Annotated in this window: 18 protein-coding genes; 6 read left to right on the forward strand and 12 right to left on the reverse strand. The window is 51.7% G+C overall.

Annotation, left to right across the window (positions count from 1 at the left end):
* The first annotated feature begins 1 nt into the window (after position 1).
* Genes rng through tldD form a run of 4 tightly spaced genes read left to right on the forward strand, consistent with a single transcriptional unit; the run spans position 2 to position 7564 of the window.
* Positions 2 to 1474, forward strand: coding sequence for a ribonuclease G (gene rng, locus KD147_RS05815; protein ID WP_212547211.1), 1473 nt, complete (start codon positions 2 to 4; stop codon positions 1472 to 1474).
* On the forward strand, positions 1474 to 5301 hold the full coding sequence (locus KD147_RS05820; RefSeq protein ID WP_212547212.1) for a YhdP family protein: 3828 nt from the start codon (positions 1474 to 1476) through the stop codon (positions 5299 to 5301). The genes rng and KD147_RS05820 overlap by 1 nt, the downstream gene beginning before the upstream one ends.
* The gene (locus KD147_RS05825; protein WP_212547213.1) at positions 5298 to 6128 is read left to right on the forward strand and encodes a carbon-nitrogen hydrolase family protein; all 831 of its coding nucleotides are present in this window, start codon (positions 5298 to 5300) and stop codon (positions 6126 to 6128) included. The genes KD147_RS05820 and KD147_RS05825 overlap by 4 nt, the downstream gene beginning before the upstream one ends.
* On the forward strand, positions 6125 to 7564 hold the full coding sequence (gene tldD, locus KD147_RS05830) for a metalloprotease TldD (protein WP_212547214.1): 1440 nt from the start codon (positions 6125 to 6127) through the stop codon (positions 7562 to 7564). Before KD147_RS05825 ends, tldD begins: the two co-directional genes overlap by 4 nt.
* 56 nt (positions 7565 to 7620) lie before the next feature.
* Here the strand turns inward: tldD and yjgA are convergent, their stop codons facing one another.
* Positions 7621 to 8133 (reverse strand): ribosome biogenesis factor YjgA, encoded by a 513-nt coding sequence (yjgA, locus tag KD147_RS05835; protein ID WP_105253633.1) that lies wholly within the window; start codon positions 8131 to 8133, stop codon positions 7621 to 7623.
* Between the two features lie 181 nt (positions 8134 to 8314).
* On the opposite strand from yjgA, the gene pmbA reads away from it, so the two are divergent.
* Positions 8315 to 9664, forward strand: a complete 1350-nt coding sequence (pmbA, locus tag KD147_RS05840) for a metalloprotease PmbA (protein WP_105253634.1) — start codon at positions 8315 to 8317, stop codon at positions 9662 to 9664.
* Positions 9665 to 9800: 136 nt separating this feature from the next.
* Positions 9801 to 10217, forward strand: coding sequence for a VOC family protein (locus KD147_RS05845; protein WP_212547215.1), 417 nt, complete (start codon positions 9801 to 9803; stop codon positions 10215 to 10217).
* Positions 10218 to 10262: 45 nt separating this feature from the next.
* Here KD147_RS05845 and mgtE read toward each other — a convergent pair whose 3' ends face one another.
* The 11 genes from mgtE to KD147_RS05900 all read right to left on the reverse strand — a co-directional run bounded on the left by mgtE (position 10263) and on the right by KD147_RS05900 (position 18603).
* Positions 10263 to 11621 carry a magnesium transporter gene (gene mgtE / locus KD147_RS05850; RefSeq protein WP_212547216.1) on the reverse strand — a complete coding sequence of 453 codons (1359 nt, stop codon included), beginning with the start codon at positions 11619 to 11621 and terminating at the stop codon, positions 10263 to 10265.
* A gap of 161 nt (positions 11622 to 11782) precedes the next feature.
* Positions 11783 to 12049, reverse strand: a complete 267-nt coding sequence (locus KD147_RS05855; protein ID WP_105188013.1) for an HPr family phosphocarrier protein — start codon at positions 12047 to 12049, stop codon at positions 11783 to 11785.
* Positions 12050 to 12054: 5 nt separating this feature from the next.
* The gene (rapZ, locus tag KD147_RS05860) at positions 12055 to 12900 is read right to left on the reverse strand and encodes an RNase adapter RapZ (RefSeq protein WP_105188012.1); all 846 of its coding nucleotides are present in this window, start codon (positions 12898 to 12900) and stop codon (positions 12055 to 12057) included.
* Positions 12901 to 13018: 118 nt separating this feature from the next.
* Positions 13019 to 13465 carry a PTS IIA-like nitrogen regulatory protein PtsN gene (ptsN, locus tag KD147_RS05865; RefSeq protein WP_105253637.1) on the reverse strand — a complete coding sequence of 149 codons (447 nt, stop codon included), beginning with the start codon at positions 13463 to 13465 and terminating at the stop codon, positions 13019 to 13021.
* 1 nt (position 13466) lies between these two features.
* Positions 13467 to 13754 carry a ribosome hibernation promoting factor gene (hpf, locus tag KD147_RS05870; protein ID WP_022945550.1) on the reverse strand — a complete coding sequence of 96 codons (288 nt, stop codon included), beginning with the start codon at positions 13752 to 13754 and terminating at the stop codon, positions 13467 to 13469.
* A gap of 25 nt (positions 13755 to 13779) precedes the next feature.
* Positions 13780 to 15267 (reverse strand): RNA polymerase factor sigma-54, encoded by a 1488-nt coding sequence (locus tag KD147_RS05875; RefSeq protein WP_212547217.1) that lies wholly within the window; start codon positions 15265 to 15267, stop codon positions 13780 to 13782.
* 23 nt (positions 15268 to 15290) lie between these two features.
* Positions 15291 to 16016, reverse strand: coding sequence for an LPS export ABC transporter ATP-binding protein (gene lptB / locus KD147_RS05880; RefSeq protein ID WP_105253639.1), 726 nt, complete (start codon positions 16014 to 16016; stop codon positions 15291 to 15293).
* On the reverse strand, positions 16013 to 16543 hold the full coding sequence (gene lptA / locus KD147_RS05885; protein WP_105253640.1) for a lipopolysaccharide transport periplasmic protein LptA: 531 nt from the start codon (positions 16541 to 16543) through the stop codon (positions 16013 to 16015). Before lptA ends, lptB begins: the two co-directional genes overlap by 4 nt.
* The gene (gene lptC, locus KD147_RS05890) at positions 16533 to 17087 is read right to left on the reverse strand and encodes an LPS export ABC transporter periplasmic protein LptC (RefSeq protein ID WP_105253641.1); all 555 of its coding nucleotides are present in this window, start codon (positions 17085 to 17087) and stop codon (positions 16533 to 16535) included. Before lptC ends, lptA begins: the two co-directional genes overlap by 11 nt.
* On the reverse strand, positions 17084 to 17635 hold the full coding sequence (gene kdsC, locus KD147_RS05895) for a 3-deoxy-manno-octulosonate-8-phosphatase KdsC (RefSeq protein WP_105253642.1): 552 nt from the start codon (positions 17633 to 17635) through the stop codon (positions 17084 to 17086). Before kdsC ends, lptC begins: the two co-directional genes overlap by 4 nt.
* The gene (locus tag KD147_RS05900; protein ID WP_212547218.1) at positions 17635 to 18603 is read right to left on the reverse strand and encodes a KpsF/GutQ family sugar-phosphate isomerase; all 969 of its coding nucleotides are present in this window, start codon (positions 18601 to 18603) and stop codon (positions 17635 to 17637) included. Before KD147_RS05900 ends, kdsC begins: the two co-directional genes overlap by 1 nt.
* Positions 18604 to 18606 lie beyond the last annotated feature (3 nt).

Raw genomic sequence — 18606 nt, forward strand, 5'->3', positions numbered from 1 at the left:
CATGAGCTCAGAATTACTTATTAATGTGACTCCCAGTGAGAGTCGCGTCGCCTTAATCGAAAATGGCGTGCTGCAAGAAGTCCAGGTTGAGCGTATTGGCAACCTGGGTATCGTGGGTAACATTTATCTTGGCAAGGTGAGCCGCGTATTGCCCGGCATGCAGGCGGCGTTTGTCGACATCGGCCTTGATAAGGCTGCATTTTTACATGCATCGGACATAGTCAACAGCGCCTCCTTTGAGGACGGGCTCGACGAACAGCCGGTGAAAAAGGTGCAGGACATTCGCGAGCTGGTACGTCAGGGCCAGCATATTATGGTGCAGGTGGTCAAAGACCCCATCGGCACCAAGGGCGCTCGATTAACCACTGACATCACCATACCCTCTCGCTACCTGGTGTTTATGCCGGACGCTACCCATGTGGGTGTTAGCCAACGCATCGAGAGCGATGAGGAGCGCCAGCGTCTTAAAGACATAGTCGCCCAGTACAATGATGAAAACGGTGGTTTTATCGTGCGTACCGCTGCCGAAGGGGCGAGCGAGCATGAGCTTAAGCATGATGCCGAATTCCTCAAGAAGCTTTGGCAGAAGATCGTTGAAAAGCGCAAGAAAACGCGCAAAGAAAGCATACTCCACGAAGATTTAAAGCTGGCGTTTCGGACCTTGCGTGATTACGTCGGCGAGGACATGGAGCGCATTCGTGTCGACTCCAAGCTGACGTATCAGGAGTTGGTGAACTTTACCGAAGAATTTGTGCCCCACCTTCACAAGGTACTGGAATATTATCCCGGTGAACGCCCCATTTTTGACTTGTTCGACGTTGAGAATGAAATTCAAAAGGCACTGCACCGCAAGGTAGAGCTGAAGTCCGGTGGGTATCTTATTATCGACCAGACCGAAGCCATGACCACGGTGGATGTGAATACCGGCGCCTTTGTCGGCCACCGCAACCTCGAAGAAACCATTTTCAACACCAATATTGAAGCCACTAGTGCTATCGCCCGCCAGTTGCGGTTGCGTAATCTTGGCGGCATCATCATTATCGATTTTATCGATATGATCTCCGATGAGCACAAACGACGGGTATTGCACTCTTTAGAGCAGGCGTTGTCTAAGGATAGAGCCAAGGCCAATATCAATGGCTTATCGGCGTTGGGGCTGGTTGAAATGACCCGTAAACGCACCCGCGAGAGCCTGGAGCATATTCTCTGTGGCGTGTGCCCTTCCTGTGCCGGTCGTGGTTCGTTAAAAACGGTGGAAACCGTGTGTTATGAAATCCTCCGTGAGATTGTGCGCGTTAATCGCGCCTATGATGCCGACAAATTTATGGTGTATGCCTCGGCGGCCGTCAGTGAAGCGCTAATCAACGATGAATATCACAATCTTGCCGAGTTAGAACTCTTTATTGGTAAGCAAGTGATTATTCAAACCGAAAACCTGTATAGCCAAGAGCAGTTCGATGTGGTGATGATGTAGTGAACGCCAGGTCGGTTTGCTTTTTTTGCGTCACAAAAATTTGGCAACTCAGCGCCATTATTTTGGTGCTGTTGGCCGTGCTTGTATCGCTATTAAAATACAGTTTGCCCTATGCCAATGACTACCGAGTCCAGGTCGAGCAGTTTCTTGGCGAGCAGCTTAACGCCGATATCTCTATAGGTTCACTGAGCGCCAGTTGGCAGGGCAATGGCCCGGCCCTGGTCGTCAATGAAGTGGGCTTTGCCGATAACGCCGAAGCGCCGATCAGCGTCAGTGTGGGGCAAACCCGCCTCCATATCAATTTGTGGCAATCCCTGCTGCACAGACAATTACGTTCTAATTATTTTGTCTTGAATGGCTTTAAGGCCAAAATCGACGCCCGACAGTTATTTACTAACGAGCAAAGCAGTAATAACTCTCAGCAACAAGCGTTGATAGAAAGCCTGTTCCTCGGTGCCTCCGGGCACTTTGCCATAGAAGACAGCGAACTTAATATCATCAGCCTGGATAACCGCAACCACCGCATTTTGTTAGAAAACCTGGTGTGGGAAAACCGCCTCGATGGGCATTATGCCGAGGGGCAGGTAAGCCTGCCCGGGATTGAGCAGAACTCTTTGGAGGCGCGGCTCAAATTATCCGGTGAAACTCTCGGAGGGGTGTACGGTGACCTCTATGTGCAGGCGCAAAGCCTGGATGTTTCGGGTTGGCTAAACGATTACCTGCGCCCCGAGCTTGAGGAACTGCAATCGGATTTGAATATTGAATCCTGGCTGCATTTTGCCGGTGGACGCCTGACCGACGTGCAGGTATTAACCCATCCTAGCAAGTTGTCCTGGCGCAACGGTGAACAAGAAGAATACCTTGAGTTGCAACAAGGCATGGTGCGAATTCACCCTCAGGCTAAGGGGTGGCGCGTACGCACATCCGGGTTACAGCTCAGTGACGAGCAGTTCCAGTGGTCACCGCTGATCTTCGATGGCTTGTTTAGCGATGAGCAAAAGGTATGGGTGCAGGATTTGGATATCTCCATGGTCTCCACCTTTGCCCGTTTGGCCAAGGGGGAAGCCTTGCAGGGGTTGCTGTCTATCCAGCCTCAGGGTTTTATCAACGAGGGCTTCTTTCACTGGCAAAACACCGATCAGTGGCGCCTGTGGTTTGCTGCCGAGCATCTGGGCTGGTCTGGTATTCATGGTATTCCCGGGGCGCAGGATCTTAGCGCGACGGCACATATCACCAATGAAAAAGGGCTCTTAAGTGTGCAAGGGAGCGACAACCACCTGCTCACCGGTGATACCTTTAGCCAGCCTCTGGCCTATCAACAACTGATAGCGGAAATAGCCTTTTATAACCATGGTGATTATTGGTCAATTGAAAGCGACAACGTACGTTTAAGCAATGATGATCTGCAACTGGTGAGCGAATTTGCTTTGCGTCTTGAGGCGCAGCCTAACCTGGACTTATACGCGGAAATCAGTGGTGGCAGTGCCGCCAGTGCCGGGGCCTATTTCCCCGTGCCCTATATGCACAAAAATTTGATCGACTACCTTAACGGCGCTATTAAGGGGGGTGACATGCGCTTTGCCCAGCTGCTGATGCAGGGGCCGATCGCCGAGTTCCCATACACCGAAAACCAGGGCCGCTTTATTGTTAAGGCCGAGGTCGATAACGCCAAATTCGCTTTTGCTCCCCAATGGCCGGCGCTGGATGAAATAGGCGTTAGCCTGAACTTCGACAACCAGCGCATGGATATCTACAGCCGGGAAGGGGAGTTGTTAAATTTAAGCCTGGACAGCAGTGTGCATGTCTACCTGGAAGACTTGCTCAATGCTGAGACCCTGTTTATCGATATTAACGAGCAGGTCGACGCGCCCGAATTACAACCGTTTTTTGCCGACACGCCCTTGGCCAAGCCGCTGGCAACCGTGTTCGAGGTGATCCAGGCCCAGGGCAGCCTAGCCGGGCAGTTACAACTGCAAATCGACCTTAAGGGCGGTGGTGTGCTGGCAAAGGGCGATGTTGAGTTTGCCGGCAATCCGGTGTATCTGGCGCAGCCCGGTTTGAACCTGCAAGACTTACACGGTCGTTTGAGTTTTGCTAACGATCGTATCGAGATCAAAGAAGCCAGCGCTCGTTGGCAGGGAATGCCGCTCACCATTAGTTTGCTGGGGGCGCAAGAAGGCGACAGCTATAACACGGATATCGAGCTTACCCTGGAAGCGGATACGGCCAAGCTGGAGCAAAGCCTGAATGGCTTGCTGGCGCCGCAACTTAAGGGTAAAACGCCATTGAATGCTCATCTACAACTGAGGTTTGGCGAACAGGGGTTTAATTACGAGGCCCATGTGCAAAGCGACCTTATTGGCATTAGCAGCAGCTTACCTGCGCCTTACAATAAACAGGCGCAAGAGGTATTACCCCTTAATGCGCTGATCCAGGGTGATGATATCTCCAATTTGATCATGGCCGAGCTCGATGGTCAGCTGTATTTCAACGGTATTTTAGATAATGGCAGCGGGCGGATGAGCAATGCTCACCTGATCGTCGGCGAGCAAAATCTGGGCCTGAATCAACAAGGTTTCGATGTGTCTATAAACCTGCCGCAGGCGGATGTGCTGCAGTGGCAACCGGTGATAGACAATATTATTAGCGTCTCGAGTCGTCCTGCAAGCGGCGCCTCCGTGATGCCTCAATTACATAAGGTGGCAGGACAAATTGGTCAGGCGCAGTTAGGTCCTGTGCCCTTTAACGAACTGGAATTTACCCTGGTGCCGACCCCAGGGGCGATGGATCTAAAGCTGACCGCCAAGGAATTACGGGGGCGAGTGGACATCCCAACCGGTGAGCAGCCCAGAGATATTCATATTCAAGCCGATTACCTGCGCGCTAATGTGCCTACGGCGCAGGAGCCGGATAGCGAGCAGGTCGCAGAAGAGCCTGAGCAAGATTTAAGCTGGCTGGGGCGCCTGCCGGCGGTGCGCTTTGAGTGCAGCGACTGTCGCCTCAATCAGTATCAACTGGATAAGGTGACGATGGCCTTCGAGGGCGACGGCCAGCAGCTTAATATTAAAAGCCTAGTCGTTGATAAGGGCGAGCATATCTTACGTGCCGATGGTATCTGGCGAGATGGTCAAACGGCACTGCAAGGCGAGTTTAACAGCGATGATATCGGCGAGTTGTTCGATGAATTCGATATCACCTCTACGGTTCAGGACTCGAATGCCAGCATGGATTTTGCCTTGCATTGGCAAGGTGCACCCTATGACTTCGATATCCCCAGTTTGGGTGGCAATATCGAATGGCGCCTCGGAGACGGGCATTTAAGCGAGATCAGTGATGGCGGTGCTCGGGTCTTTTCACTGCTGAGCTTGGACTCACTGGTGCGTAAGCTGAAACTGGACTTCCGTGATGTCTTTGCCAAAGGCTTTTTCTACAACAGCATGGAAGGCAGCATGCAGTTGGCCAGCGGTATTGCCTATACCAAGGACACTAAAATGGACGGTGTGCCCGCGGATTTAACGATTCAAGGTTATGCCGATCTTAACAGCCAAACCCTTAATTATGATCTCTCTGTGGCGCCCCAGGTCACATCCAGCCTGCCGGTTATCGTGGCCTGGATGGTCAATCCGGTGACCGGCCTGGCGGCCTTAGCGCTGGATAAGGTGATCCACTCAGCAAGGGTGATCTCCGAGATTAAGTTTAAGATCAGTGGTCCCATGAGCGACCCACAGGTGATCGAACTTGACCGTAAGAGCCGTGAAGTGACCTTACCCCAGGCGGCCCAAAACGAACCGCCGGAAGATGGCGATCTGGAGCCTCAACCACAGTGATTATTCATGCCCTGCAACTATGCGCCCAAAGCGACGCCGAAGTGAACTTCGCCGCGGTGCAAACCTTGATAGCCAAATTGCCGCCGCAGCGTCCCGCTCTGGTGTGTTTACCCGAGAGTTGGCTGTGCTTTGCCAAACACAGCGAGCAGGTTCTGGCCGTGGCCGAACAGCATCAAGCCTGGCGCCAACGTTTGGCTGAGCTGTGTCGAGAGCAAGGTATTTGGCTGGCCGCCGGCACCCTACCCGTGATGAGCGTTAGCGGTCGCTATTATGCCGCCTCTTTGCTTATTGACGAGCAGGGCGTTGAGCGTGCCCAGTACAATAAAATCCACCTCTTCGATGTCACCGTCGCCGACAGCACAGGCAATTACCGCGAGTCTAAGCATACCCAGCCCGGCGAGCAGGTCGTGGTGGCCGACACGCCTTTTGCGCGGCTGGGACTCAGTGTGTGTTATGATATGCGCTTTAGTGAATTATATCGGGCGCAAGTGCAACAAGGCGCCGATGTGCTGCTTATTCCCAGTGCTTTTACCGTGCCCACCGGCCGTGCCCATTGGCATACCTTGTTGCGGGCCCGAGCCATTGAAAGCCAGGCCTATGTGGTGGCCGCCGGTTTATATGGTCGTAATGGCACCGAGCACAATCATGACAATGGCCGCGAAACCTATGGCCACAGTGTGATAGTGTCGCCTTGGGGCGAGATCATCGCCGAGCGCGACCATGGTCCAGGTTGGATTAGCGCCACCCTGGATAGCAACGAATTAAATCAATGCCGTGAGCGTATGCCGATGGCCGCTCACCGCCAAGCGAGAAAAGTAATTTTATGAGCCAAGTAGAGCACAATCTCTTAACCCAGAGTCATATTGACCGTGATGATCTCGCCAAAGCCCTTGCCTATATTCACCAGCACAAAGTGGATTATGCCGACCTGTATTTTCAATCGAGTTATAACGAGTCCTGGGTATTGGAAGATGGCCTGGTAAAAGAAGGCAGCTACAACATAGAGCGTGGTGTTGGCGTGCGCGCTATCAGCGGTGAAAAAACCGGTTTTTCCTATTCCGATGCCATTAATCTTGAGGCCATTAATAATGCCGCCATGGCCGCGCGCAGCATTGCCGATGCCGGTCAGGATGGCAAGGTGCAGGTCTTTAGCGAGCAGGATGTAAAGCGCCAGTTTGAACCCATGCAGCCCATCCAAAGCATGAAGGATGCGGACAAGGTAGCCCTGCTTCATGAAGTGGAAGATTATATCCGTCAACTGGCGCCAGAGGTTGAGCAGGTGGTTAGCTCCATGTCGGCGGTTTATGAAGAGGTGTTGATTGCCGCCAGTGATGGCACCTTTGCTACGGATATTCGTCCGCTGGTGCGCTTGAACTGCTCTGTATTGCTGACCAAGGGCGAACGCCGTGAGCGCGGCGGTGCCGGTGGCGGTGGTCGCACAGATTTTCATTACTTTAAAGAGTTGGTTGAAGGTAAGCCGCGCTGGATGCACTACGCCGAGGACGCGGTGCGCATGGCGCGCGTGAATCTTGAAGCCATAGATGCTCCTGCGGGCACCATGCCGGTAGTGTTAGGCGCAGGCTGGCCGGGCGTGCTGCTGCATGAAGCGGTAGGCCATGGCCTGGAAGGCGATTTCAACCGTAAAGGGGCGTCGGCCTTTAGCGGTAAGATAGGTCAACAGGTGGCCTCAGAGCTCTGCACCGTGGTTGATGATGGCACCATGGCCGATCGTCGCGGTTCTTTGAATATCGATGATGAAGGGACGCCTGCCGGTTATAACGTGCTGATTGAGAAGGGTATCCTTAAGGGCTATATGCAGGATAAGCATAACGCCAAGTTGATGGGGGTAGCGCCTACCGGTAATGGTCGCCGTGAGTCTTATGCTCACCTGCCCATGCCGCGTATGACCAACACCTATATGTTGGCCGGTGAGCATTCACAGGCGGATATTATCTCCTCGGTCGATAAGGGCATCTATGCGCCTAACTTCGGCGGCGGTCAGGTAGACATTACCTCGGGTAAATTCGTGTTCTCCGCTTCGGAAGCCTACTTAATTGAAAACGGTAAGATCACCACACCGATTAAGGGCGCGACCCTGATAGGTAACGGCCCGGAGGTGATGAAGCAAATCTCCATGGTCGGTAACGACCTTGAGCTCGATAAGGGCGTGGGCGTGTGTGGTAAGGACGGTCAAAGCGTGCCGGTTGGCGTGGGTCAGCCGTCGCTGAAAATTGACCAGCTTACCGTCGGCGGCACGGCTTAAGATAATAAAAAAGAAAAAGGCAGCCTAGGCTGCCTTTTTTCGTTTAGGCCTCAGGCCTAAAGCATTAAATCTTTAAGGATCTGGAATAGCTCTTTAAAGGCCTTGCCCGGCTTTTCCTGTTTAACCTCTTTTGCCGCTTGGCGAATAAGCTGGCGCATACGTTGGCGCTCCAGCTGCGGGTATTCCTCTAGCAGGGCATTAAGACTGGCATCGCCCTGGGCGATTAGATCATCACGTGTTTGCTCGATATGATTGATGATCACGTCTTTTTGGTTGTTCTTATTGGTAATAATGGCCATTGCCTGATGAATGTCTTCGACATTGGTGGTGCTACGCAGGGTTTTGGCAATATAGTTTAAGTGCCGACGGTAGGCGTCCTTTTTATCCTTCAAACGGTCGGCCAGGTCCATCGCAGCTTCCAAGTCGGGACTAAGCGGCAGCTTCTCGCGTTGCTTTTTCGATAGATTAGCAATCTCTATGCCTAGCTCATGGTACTCCATGGCATCGCGCTTAAGCTCGCTTTTAGATACGTAAATAATCTCTTCTTCGGGTTGCGGTTTTTTGGCCATACTGGTCTCGACTAATGCACTTTGTCGTTATTATACCAATTCGTTTGGGTAAGTGGTTGGAAAATTGCGCGAGGCTGGTTAACACCGTGAGCAAAGTGCTGGCGGTTAGGCATGATATCACTAAATTAGTGGGATGCTTTGTGGTAGGCTAGGGTCATTGGATTCAAGAGCGAAACGAATTATGCAAGAAAACGAATCTGCGGCGATTTACCAGCAAATCGACGAAGTAAAAGACGCCGTCAGTGAAGTCTTAGAGCAGGCCAAAAAGCTTGGAGCCACGGCCGCCGAAGCGGCGATGTCGAGCACCAGTGGTTTGTCTGTGAGCACCCGCTTGGGCGAAGTCGAGACCATCGAATTTAACCAAGATGGCGGCTTGGGTGTGAGTGTTTATGTGGGCAACAAGAAAGGCTCGGCATCAACCGCAGACCTTAGCCCACAAGCCTTGCGCTCGGTGGTAGAAAAGGCCATTGAAATTGCCAAGTACACCTCGGAAGACCCATGCAATGGCCTTGCCGATGCCGAGCTATTGGAGATGAGCCCGCCGGATCTGGATCTTTACCATCCTTGGCAGGTGACGCCGGAGCAAGGCATTGAAATTTGTCAGGAAGCGGAGCACGCAGCGCTGAACTTTGATGCGCGCATCGTCAACTCAGATGGCGCCAGTTTCAGCAGCCATCAGGGCCTGCGCGTATATGGCAACAGCCATGGTATGTTGGCTGGTTTCCCGCGTACCCGTCATAGCATCAGTACCATGGTGATAGGTCAGGAAGGGGAGCACATGCAGCGAGACTCGGCCTACACCATAGCCCGTGAGCAAAGCGGCCTGAAGGCGGCCAGCGAAGTGGGTCTGGAAGCGGCCAGCGAAACCCTGGCCCGCTTAAATAGTCAAAAGCTGGGCACCATGAAGGTACCGGTGATTTTCCGTGCCGATGTGGCCAACTCATTGTTTGGCCATCTCGTTGGGGCCATAGGTGGTGGCGCCTTGTATCGTAAATCCAGCTTCTTGCTTGATAGCCTAAATACTAAGGTGTTCAGCGATATAGTTAATATTAGTGAGCGCCCACACTTGCTTAAAGGCTTTGCTTCTTCACCCTTTGATTCTGAAGGGGTAAAAACTCAGGACCGTGAAATTATTCACGGCGGTGAGCTAAAAACCTATCTCCTGGCCAGCTATGCAGCTCGCAAAATGGGTATGACGGCAACCGGTCACGCCGGTGGCATTCATAACTGGCTGGTGGAACAAACTCACCAGGACTTAAAGGCACTGCTGAAACAGATGGGACGCGGTTTATTGGTGACCGAGTTGATGGGTCAGGGTGTTAATACAGTGACCGGTGATTACTCCCGCGGCGCTGCCGGTTTCTGGGTTGAAAACGGCGAAATTCAGTATCCGGTGAGTGAAATTACCATAGCCGGTAACCTTAAAGACATGTTTAAGGGTATCGTCGGCATAGGTGGCGACATCGACCCGCGCGGTGGGGTACTCACCGGCTCAGTGCTGATTGAGCAAATGCAGATAGCCGGCGAATAATCCCAGCATCTATTTCTCGAATAGCTTTAAAGCGCCTGATGGGCGCTTTTTTTCATTTTATGCTTTACCTTAACTTAAGTTGAGGTTTTACAGTCTTTCCTAAGTTAAATAATGAAAACCAAATTAGGAGAGAGTGATGTATTTAGAACATGTGAATTTAGTGGTCACGGATATCAATGAATCGCTGCGCTTTTATCGCGCTGCCTTCCCGCACTGGCTGGTACGCAGCAAGGGCGAAGGGACTTGGTCCGGTAAGCCGCGCAACTGGCTGCACTTTGGCGATGAGTATCACTACATTGCCTTGAGCAATAACGGTGAGGGTGAAAATCGTGACTTAGCGGGGCACCAGCCCGGCTTGGCGCATTTCGCCTATGTCACTCAGGATATCGAAGGGGTGATAGAGCGCTTGCAGCATGCGGGCTTTGCTATCGCCAAAGACGGGATGGATAACCCCTATCGTCGCAATGTGTATTTTATCGACCCCGCGGGTTTTGAAGTGGAGTTTGTGCAATACCTGACGGATATTCCAGAGCTGCGTAATAATGAACTGTGAACTCGCACAAAAAAGCCCAGCATGTCTGGGCTTAGGCTCTATATGCTAGATCAGGAACCAGGTCGCGGTGCCGAGGAAGGCGAAGATACCGACGATATCCGTGACCGTGGTAAGGACCACATTACCCGCCAGGGCCGGGTCGATATTCATGCGCTTGAGAATCAGCGGGATCACCGCTCCGGCGATACCGGCGGCCAGCAGGTTCATAAACATGGCAAAGGCAATCACCAGGCCTATGGTGATATCCCATTTCCACAGGGCAATGGCACTGCCTATGAGTATCGCCCACAGCACGCCGTTAAGAGCACCGATGGCCAGCTCCTTGGTCAAGAGGAACTTTTGGTTGGTGTCGTTGATATGACCCAGGGCCAGACCACGAATAACCAGGGTCAGGGTCTGCGAGCCGGCAACGCCACCCATGGACGGCACTATGCCGTTAAGCACGGCTAAGAAGGGTAAAATACCCAGGGTGGTTTCGAAAAAGCTGGCCACAAAGGCCGCCAACATGGCGGTAAGCAGGTTGACCCCCAACCAGATAGAGCGTCGCTTGGTACTTTTCACAACCGGGGCAAAGGTATCTTCTTCATCGTCAAGACCGGCGAGACTCAACATGCTGTGCTCGGCGCCTTCGCGGATGACGTCAACGATATCATCGATGGTAATACGACCCAGCAGGTGCGCCTGATCATCCACTACCGGGGCTGAGATCCAGTTATGACGTTCGAACAGTTGCGCCACTTCCGACTCGTCCATGGTAATGGGAATGACTTCGCATTCCTCGTCCATCACCTCGCGCACTATGGCATCGGGCATGGTGGTGAGTAGCGAGGTAAGCGGCAGTGAGCCTAAAAAGCAATTGTCTTTGTCGACCACATAGAGTTCATCCGTGCCCTCGGGCAGATCGCCCTTTAAACGCAGGTAACGCAACACCACATCGATGGATACGTCGGGACGGATGGTCACGGTATCCGTGTTCATCAAAGCCCCGGCAGAACGCTCCTGATAGGAAAGCGCCGTGGTTGCCCTGTCTCGATCCTGGCTATCCATGGCGTCGATTACGTCTTTATATACGGGCTCCGGCAGGCTTCGTAGTACTTCACCGAGGTCATCGTCGTCCATATCCTCGGTCGCCGCGGCAATGTGTTCCGGCTCCATGCGCGCAATGATGCTAAGTCGTACGTCTTCGGACAGTTCTTCGAGTACGTCACCCTGAACGTCGGGATCGACTAAGGTCCAGAGTTTAGAGCGCGTCTTATGGGGCGATGATTCGAGTAAAAGGGCGGTGTCGCAGGGAGCCGTTTTTGCTAGAAGCCGACGTACATGAACAAATTGACCGCTATTGAGTGCTTCAGTGATCTCTTGAAGTGGTTGGAGCGGGTTTTCTTGTTCAAAGGCTTCAGGCATAGGCATCCCTTATCAAAATATTTCTGCGGATGGATAACGTCCTGATAAGCAGGCACTTACAGGCGCCACATTAGTTTACCTTAACTCCCCTTAAGTTACCAAAGTAAATAACCGCTAGGGCCTGAACCGAGAGTGCTTATTTCGTATTACAGCGTGGTGAATTACTCTTGCTCGTGGAATTTTTCTGCGATGAGCTGGCCAATGGCGGCGAGCGCGCCTTCTTCGTCACTGCCTTCACATACGACTTTAACTTCCTTGCCCTGGCCGCTTTCAAGTAGCAACAAGGCCAGAACACTGTCTGCTTCGGCGCTTTTCTCGCCCTGATAGAGGGTGATCTTGGCGTCGAAGTTCATTGCTAATTGCGCCAGTTGTGAGGCGGCGCGGGCGTGCAATCCTAGCTTGTTTTGAATAACAAAGGTGGCTTCCATCAAGTCTAGCCCTCCTGCTCGCGGTGGCGAATTTTCACGTTAGAGTAGGTGTCCATAAAGCGCTCGCCCAGGGTTTGTGCCAGATAGACGGAGCGGTGCTGACCACCGGTACAGCCGATGGCGATGGTGAGATAACTGCGGTTATTGCGCTCTAAATGGGGTAACCAGGTTTGCACAAAGGTTTGAATTTGCCAGGTAAATTTTTGCACTATGCTGTGGCTGGCCAGGTAGTCTTTAACCGGTTGGTCGAGGCCTGTCAGGGGCTTGAGCTCGGGCTCCCAATGCGGGTTAGGCAAAAAACGGGCATCGAAGACATAGTCGGCATTTTTTGGGATGCCGTGTTTAAAGCCGAAAGACTCGAAGGTGATCAATAATTGTTTGTCTTTTTTACCCAGTACCTTTTCGCGGATCATCTCCGCCAACTGATGCACGCTTAACTCACTGGTATCAATGATAAAGTTGGCATGGGTGATTAAGACATCCAGCAACTGCTTTTCTTCCCGAATGGCCAAATCCAGAGGCAGATTTTGCATCGACAGCGGATGCAGGCGTCGGGTTTCCGAGAAGCGTTTGATCAGGGTTTGCTCGTCACTGTCGAGATAAAACAGGGTCGGTTGCGAGAATTCCGGCAAGTAGCCGAGGATATCGCTAAATTCTTGTTCTTCTTTGGGGAGGTTGCGAACGTCTATGCTGACGGCAATTTTATCGTAGTTGTCGGATACGCTGCGCACCAGGGCGGGCAATAGGTTGACTGGGATGTTATCGACACAATAGTAGCCGAGATCTTCTAACACATGCAGGGCGACGGATTTACCGGAACCAGAGCGCCCACTGACAATAATCAAATCCATTTATCCACACCCCTTGCCGAGCCTTTACGCCGGCATCAAGTTAAACACCTGAGCTATTTGAGCCTATCATCCTGGTTGAACTGCCGAGCTGTTCCGTCGAGCTTTGGGTAACTGCGCCTTAGGCGACCATTAACTGGTAAAGCTCTTGATCACTGGTGACCGCTCTTAACTGCTTACATAGCTGTTTATCTTTAAGTTTATCAGCAATTTTCGCTAAGGTCTTGAGATGTTGTTCACATTGATTGCCTGGTACGAGCAGTGCCACAAAGATATCTACGGGGCGGTTGTCGATGGCATCAAAATTGATCGCTTCACGGTTGGTAACAATAATGGCCACGGTTTGCTCTATGCCATCAAGACGACCATGAGGAATGGCAACCCCTTTCCCTATGCCTGTGCTGCCAAGCTTTTCACGGGCCAGGAGCGAATCCAGTATGGCTTGTTCGCTAAGGTGGGGGATATGCTGGTGGGCTACCTGAGAGAGGTATTCCAACATTCTTTTTTTGCTATTAAAAAGGACCGCAGCTTTGCTGCAGTCCTTGGAAAAAAGTAAATCTAAGCTCATTTTAATGACGAGACAATTTCTCTTTATGTTTGATTACCTGGCGGTCTAATTTATCAATTAAGCCATCGATCGCCGCATACATATCCTGGTGCTCTGCGGTGGCAAACAATTCGCCGCCGTTTACATGAAGTGTTGCTTCTGCTTTTTGTGTGAGTTTCTCAATATCAAGAATGACATGCACATTATTAATATGGTCAAAGTGACGCTCTAGTTTAGCAAATTTACTATTCACATAGTTGCGAAGAGAGTCTGTGATTTCTACATGACGACCGGTAAGATTTAATTGCATAAGCATTTTCCTTCTTGTCTAACGTCTATATCAAGCTTTTACGTTGATTTGACGGTGGAATGGCCAACGATTCACGATATTTTGCAATCGTTCGTCGAGCCACTTTGATTCCTTGCTCTGCTAGTATGTCGGCAATCTTGCTATCGCTTAACGGCTTGGCAGGATTTTCCGCGGCTACTAGCTTTTTGATCAATGCTCGAATCGCGGTGGATGAGCATTCACCTCCATTCTCGGTATTCACATGGCTGGAGAAAAAGTACTTTAACTCAAAGATCCCACGTGGCGTGTGCATGTATTTTTGTGTGGTAACGCGAGAGATTGTTGACTCATGCATTTCCACCATTTCTGCAACGTCATTGAGGACCATAGGTTTCATTGCTTCTTCGCCATGTTCAAAGAATGCCTGTTGTTGCTGAACAATGCAATTAGTTACTTTAAGTAAGGTGTCATTGCGTTGTTCCAGGCTCTTAATAAACCATTTTGCCTCTTGCAAGTGAGAGCGAATAAATTGGCTGTCACTTTGTGATTTGCAGTTGCGACCTAGAGATGCGTAGTGATCGTTCACACGTATCTTTGGCATGCTGTCGGGATTTAACTCCACCTTCCAGCGCCCCTTGACCTTCTTCACCGATACATCCGGGATCACATATTCCGACTCTTCACGCACTATGGTCGCGGCGGGCTTTGGATTCAGGCTGTGTATCAGTGTCATCACCTCTTTCAACTGCGCTTCTTTAAGCTTAGTCTTTTTCATTAAGGTGCGATAGTCACGGTTACCAAGCAAATCAATATAATTACAAACTACCTCTTTCGTCTCGTTAAGCCAAGGGGTTTGAGGTGAAAATTGATTGAGCTGGATCAACAAGCATTCTTGTAGTGAACGGGCGCCAATCCCAATGGGATCAAACATTTGGATGCGCTTTAGCACGGCTTCGATTTCGTCTAGCTCGATCTCTTCTTCCTGCTCATCATGGCTGATACTTTCGAGCAGTTCTTCGGTGCTAAGGGTAAGTAAGCCGTTGTCGTCGATGGCTTCGATAATTGCGGTGGCAATGGCTTCATCGGTGGCGCTAAAGGGCGTCAGTCGCAATTGCCACATCAGATAGTCGTGCAGGGTTTCCGTGGTCTCCCCCTGATAGATGGACTCATCATCCGGCATAGGCGCCGATGAAGCGACCGGGGCGGCGCTGATGTACTCGTCCCAGGATACGTCCATGGGCAGTTCGTCGCTGATCGAGTCATTATTTAGTGCGTCGGAACTTTCAACTTCGTCTTGATTGGTTGCGCTGTGTTCGCTTTGGCTGTCGCCGTCGGCCGCCGAGTTTTTATCGCGCGGCAGGTCGCTGTCGCCGTAATGCTCTTCTTCGATTTCGAGCAAGGGGTTCGCATCAAGTGCTTCTTGAATTTCTTGTTGGAGATCCAAAGTACTGAGCTGCAACAGGCGAATGGCCTGCTGCAATTGTGGGGTCATTGTTAATTGCTGGCCTAAGCGCAGCTGTAATGATTGCCTCATGTACTCTAACAATCCTTTTGTGATTAAAGCCTAAACTGCTCACCTAAATACACATCGCGTACGGTTTGGTCTGCTAATACCTGCTGGGGAGTTCCTGATGCGATCAATTCGCCATGGGAGACGATATAGGCAGTTTCACATACGTCTAATGTTTCGCGCACATTGTGGTCGGTGATAAGGACGCCGATGCCACGGTTGCGGAGGTGTTCAATGATTTTCTTTATATCTAGCACCGAAATGGGGTCAACACCAGCAAAAGGTTCGTCGAGCAGGATAAATTTCGGGTTAGCGGCCAAGGCGCGAGCAATTTCCACGCGTCGGCGTTCGCCGCCGGACAGGGCCATGCCTAATGAGTCGCGAATATGCTGGATGTTAAATTCGTCCAGCAAGCCTTCCAGCTCGCTTTCACGGGCGCTTTTATCAAGCTCCTTGCGCGTTTCCAAAATCGCCATCAGGTTTTGATAGACGGTTAATTTACGGAAAATCGACGACTCCTGTGGCAAATAGCCTATTCCCAAGCGAGCGCGCGAATGCATTGGCAGCAGGGTGATGTCCTGCTCGTCGATACTGATCATGCCCTTGTCGCTCGGCACCAGGCCCACAATCATGTAGAAGGTGGTGGTTTTACCGGCACCGTTAGGGCCAAGCAGACCGACTATGCTGCCGGCTTTGACTTCCAGACCCACGTCCTTGACCACTTCACGGCCCTTATAGCTTTTCGCCAGTTTGCGCGCCTTCAGCGTGGTCATGGTTGTTCCTTCTCTTTCTTTTCGTCGGTTTGTGGCGTTAGTGTGGTTCGCACTCGGGTGCTCGAATCTTTATCTTTTTCGGCACTGATTAGCTGCTTGTTTATATCATAGCTGATCGTCTCGGCAACGATCTGTTGATCGGCCATGGCGATTTTGGCGGTACCCGAGATTTGCAGCATTTGCGTGGCCACGTCGTAGCGAATTTCCTTGGCAGAGGCGGTGATCTGGGTGCCATCGGCCATGGTTTCACTGTAAATAGCTGGGTTGCCGGTGGCGATAAGCAGCTGCTTGTTATCACCTAGCTCCGGGCGACGGTGGGCCTCAAGGCGATCCGCCTTGATCTCTCGTTGACCATGAACAATGTGCACATTTTTATCAAAAATAGTGATGTTTTCTTTGATCAGCGCTTGTTGTTTATCGGCGTCGATCTGTACTTCCGTCACCGCGCTTGGTTGCTCTGCCCAGGCATTTACAGCGCCTAGTCCGAATCCCAAACCTATGATTAATGCTTTGAATTTACTGGTCATAATATACCGTTCGCGTATGTTTTATTAGTTCCACTATCTCTGTATTGATATCTGCTTTCAAGCCCTGACCGGTGATCAGTAGATCCGGTCCCCTGAGCTCAACACTTTGTTCCGACTCCATACGTTGGGCATCAATGTCTATTTGGATAGCTGCTGCTTGGACCTTTTCGATCATTGCCCCTGGTATTAAGTTGGTGGCGATGACGTTGTTTTCCAAGATCAAAATATTGTTATTGTAGAGCGTTGCCTCGTCGGCGGTGACACGCCAGCGTTCACCGTCGTTATACAGGGTAAACACAGGTTTTTTGAAGTGGGTAAAACCCAGTTCGTCGAAGAGCTCCATATGTTCAGCATATACGGTGTGGCTTAACGCGCCCTGATCGTTGTAGCTGCTTTGTCGCAGCCCGGTAGCAATGTAATCCGGGATGGCAATGGTGTCGCTGGTGCTTTTTACCGTTTTTTCCGATTGCATATAATAGGGCGCCCACAGCCAGGCCATGAGCGCAATAAAAACGATGGATATCAGCACCCGCGCCATGTTCATGAGCTGGTGCCCTCGGTGCCCAGGCTACCGCCCTTGGCCAGTATCAGCAGGTCGGTGAGTTCGCGTACCGCACCAAAGCCGCCTGGCAGCATAGTGGTGTAATGGGCAACACGTTTCACCAAAGGGTGCGCGTCATTCACGGCCACGGCAAAACCCACCTTTTCCATTACCGGCAAATCCGGACCATCATCGCCGATATAAGCGACCTGTTCGTCATTCAGATTGAGGGTTTGCTTGAGTTCGGCGTAGGCGTCGAGTTTATGTTCACGGCCCTGATAGATATAAGGGACGCCCAGGCTTTCCATACGGGTTTGCACTATCTGAGACTGGCGCCCGGTGATCACCGCGACTTGGGTGCCGCTATTCAACAAGGCCTTAATGCCAAAGCCGTCTTTGGTGTTGAAGGCTTTGAGCTCTTCACCCTGATTGCCGAGATAGATGCGACCGTCGGAAAACACCCCGTCGATATCACAGATCAGTAACTTGACCGCTTGCGCTCGTTGCCAGGCATCCTGGTCGATGGGCTGATACAAATCGGAAAATTGCATTAGATCACTCCCGCTCGTAGTAGGTCTTGCATATTCAGGGCGCCTACCGGGCGACGGGCCTGATCGATGACGATAAGGCCGTTGATACGCTTTTGTTCCATGATATTAAGCGCCTCGGCGGCCAGCATATTGGCGTTGGCCGTGGTGCAGTTCGGTGTCATCACCTCAAGCAGGGCGGTGTTATGAATGTCGATGCGTTGCTCCAGCACGCGGCGCAGGTCGCCATCGGTAAACAATCCAACCAGTTGTTGGTCGTCATTGATCACCGCGGTCATACCCAGACCTTTACTGGAAATTTCCAATAAGGCTTCTCTTATGCTTTGTGATTGGTGCGAGCGAGGCACGCTATCGCCGCTGTGCATCACGTCGTTGAGCGTCAGCAATAAACGTTTGCCTAGACTGCCGCCGGGATGAGACAGGGCAAAATCATCGGCGGTAAAGCCTTTGGCTTCGAGCAGGGCGACGGCGATGGCATCGCCCATGGCCAAGGTTGCCGTGGTACTAGCGGTAGGGGCCAGGCCCAAGGGACAGGCTTCCTGAGAAACGCCGATACAGATATGCAGATCCGCTAAAGTGGCCATACTGGACTGGGGATTGCCGGTCATTGCCACCAGGGCGGCGCCAATGCGTTTAATCACCGGGATAATACTGACAATTTCATGGGTCTCGCCGGAATTCGAGATCAACAAGACCACATCCTGTGCCGTGATCATGCCCAAATCGCCATGACTGGCCTCTCCCGGGTGCACAAAAAAGGCCGGGGTGCCGGTGCTGGCCAGGGTCGCGGCAATCTTGTTTCCTATATGACCGGATTTACCCATGCCGACAACGATAATGCGTCCGGCGCAGGCTTTCATCAGTTCACAGGCCTGAATAAACTGCTCGTCTAAATGCTGTAGCTGCTCTTTAAGACCAAGAACTTCGGTCTCTATCACCCGTTGGGCGGAAGCGATGTAGCTTTGTGTCATATA

The organism is Pseudoalteromonas sp. BDTF-M6 (genome assembly GCF_018334135.1).
Classification (GTDB): domain Bacteria; phylum Pseudomonadota; class Gammaproteobacteria; order Enterobacterales; family Alteromonadaceae; genus Pseudoalteromonas.

Coding starts and splice junctions, on each gene's coding strand:
- rng (WP_212547211.1), top strand. CDS start 2: ATGAGCTCAGAATTACTTATTAATGTGACTCCCAGTGAGAGTCGCGTC.
- tldD (WP_212547214.1), top strand. CDS start 6,125: ATGAGCCAAGTAGAGCACAATCTCTTAACCCAGAGTCATATTGACCGT.
- yjgA (WP_105253633.1), bottom strand. CDS start 8,133: ATGGCCAAAAAACCGCAACCCGAAGAAGAGATTATTTACGTATCTAAA.
- pmbA (WP_105253634.1), top strand. CDS start 8,315: ATGCAAGAAAACGAATCTGCGGCGATTTACCAGCAAATCGACGAAGTA.
- KD147_RS05845 (WP_212547215.1), top strand. CDS start 9,801: ATGTATTTAGAACATGTGAATTTAGTGGTCACGGATATCAATGAATCG.
- mgtE (WP_212547216.1), bottom strand. CDS start 11,621: ATGCCTGAAGCCTTTGAACAAGAAAACCCGCTCCAACCACTTCAAGAG.
- KD147_RS05855 (WP_105188013.1), bottom strand. CDS start 12,049: ATGGAAGCCACCTTTGTTATTCAAAACAAGCTAGGATTGCACGCCCGC.
- rapZ (WP_105188012.1), bottom strand. CDS start 12,900: ATGGATTTGATTATTGTCAGTGGGCGCTCTGGTTCCGGTAAATCCGTC.
- ptsN (WP_105253637.1), bottom strand. CDS start 13,465: ATGAGCTTAGATTTACTTTTTTCCAAGGACTGCAGCAAAGCTGCGGTC.
- hpf (WP_022945550.1), bottom strand. CDS start 13,754: ATGCAATTAAATCTTACCGGTCGTCATGTAGAAATCACAGACTCTCTT.
- KD147_RS05875 (WP_212547217.1), bottom strand. CDS start 15,267: ATGAGGCAATCATTACAGCTGCGCTTAGGCCAGCAATTAACAATGACC.
- lptB (WP_105253639.1), bottom strand. CDS start 16,016: ATGACCACGCTGAAGGCGCGCAAACTGGCGAAAAGCTATAAGGGCCGT.
- lptA (WP_105253640.1), bottom strand. CDS start 16,543: ATGACCAGTAAATTCAAAGCATTAATCATAGGTTTGGGATTCGGACTA.
- lptC (WP_105253641.1), bottom strand. CDS start 17,087: ATGAACATGGCGCGGGTGCTGATATCCATCGTTTTTATTGCGCTCATG.
- kdsC (WP_105253642.1), bottom strand. CDS start 17,635: ATGCAATTTTCCGATTTGTATCAGCCCATCGACCAGGATGCCTGGCAA.
- KD147_RS05900 (WP_212547218.1), bottom strand. CDS start 18,603: ATGACACAAAGCTACATCGCTTCCGCCCAACGGGTGATAGAGACCGAA.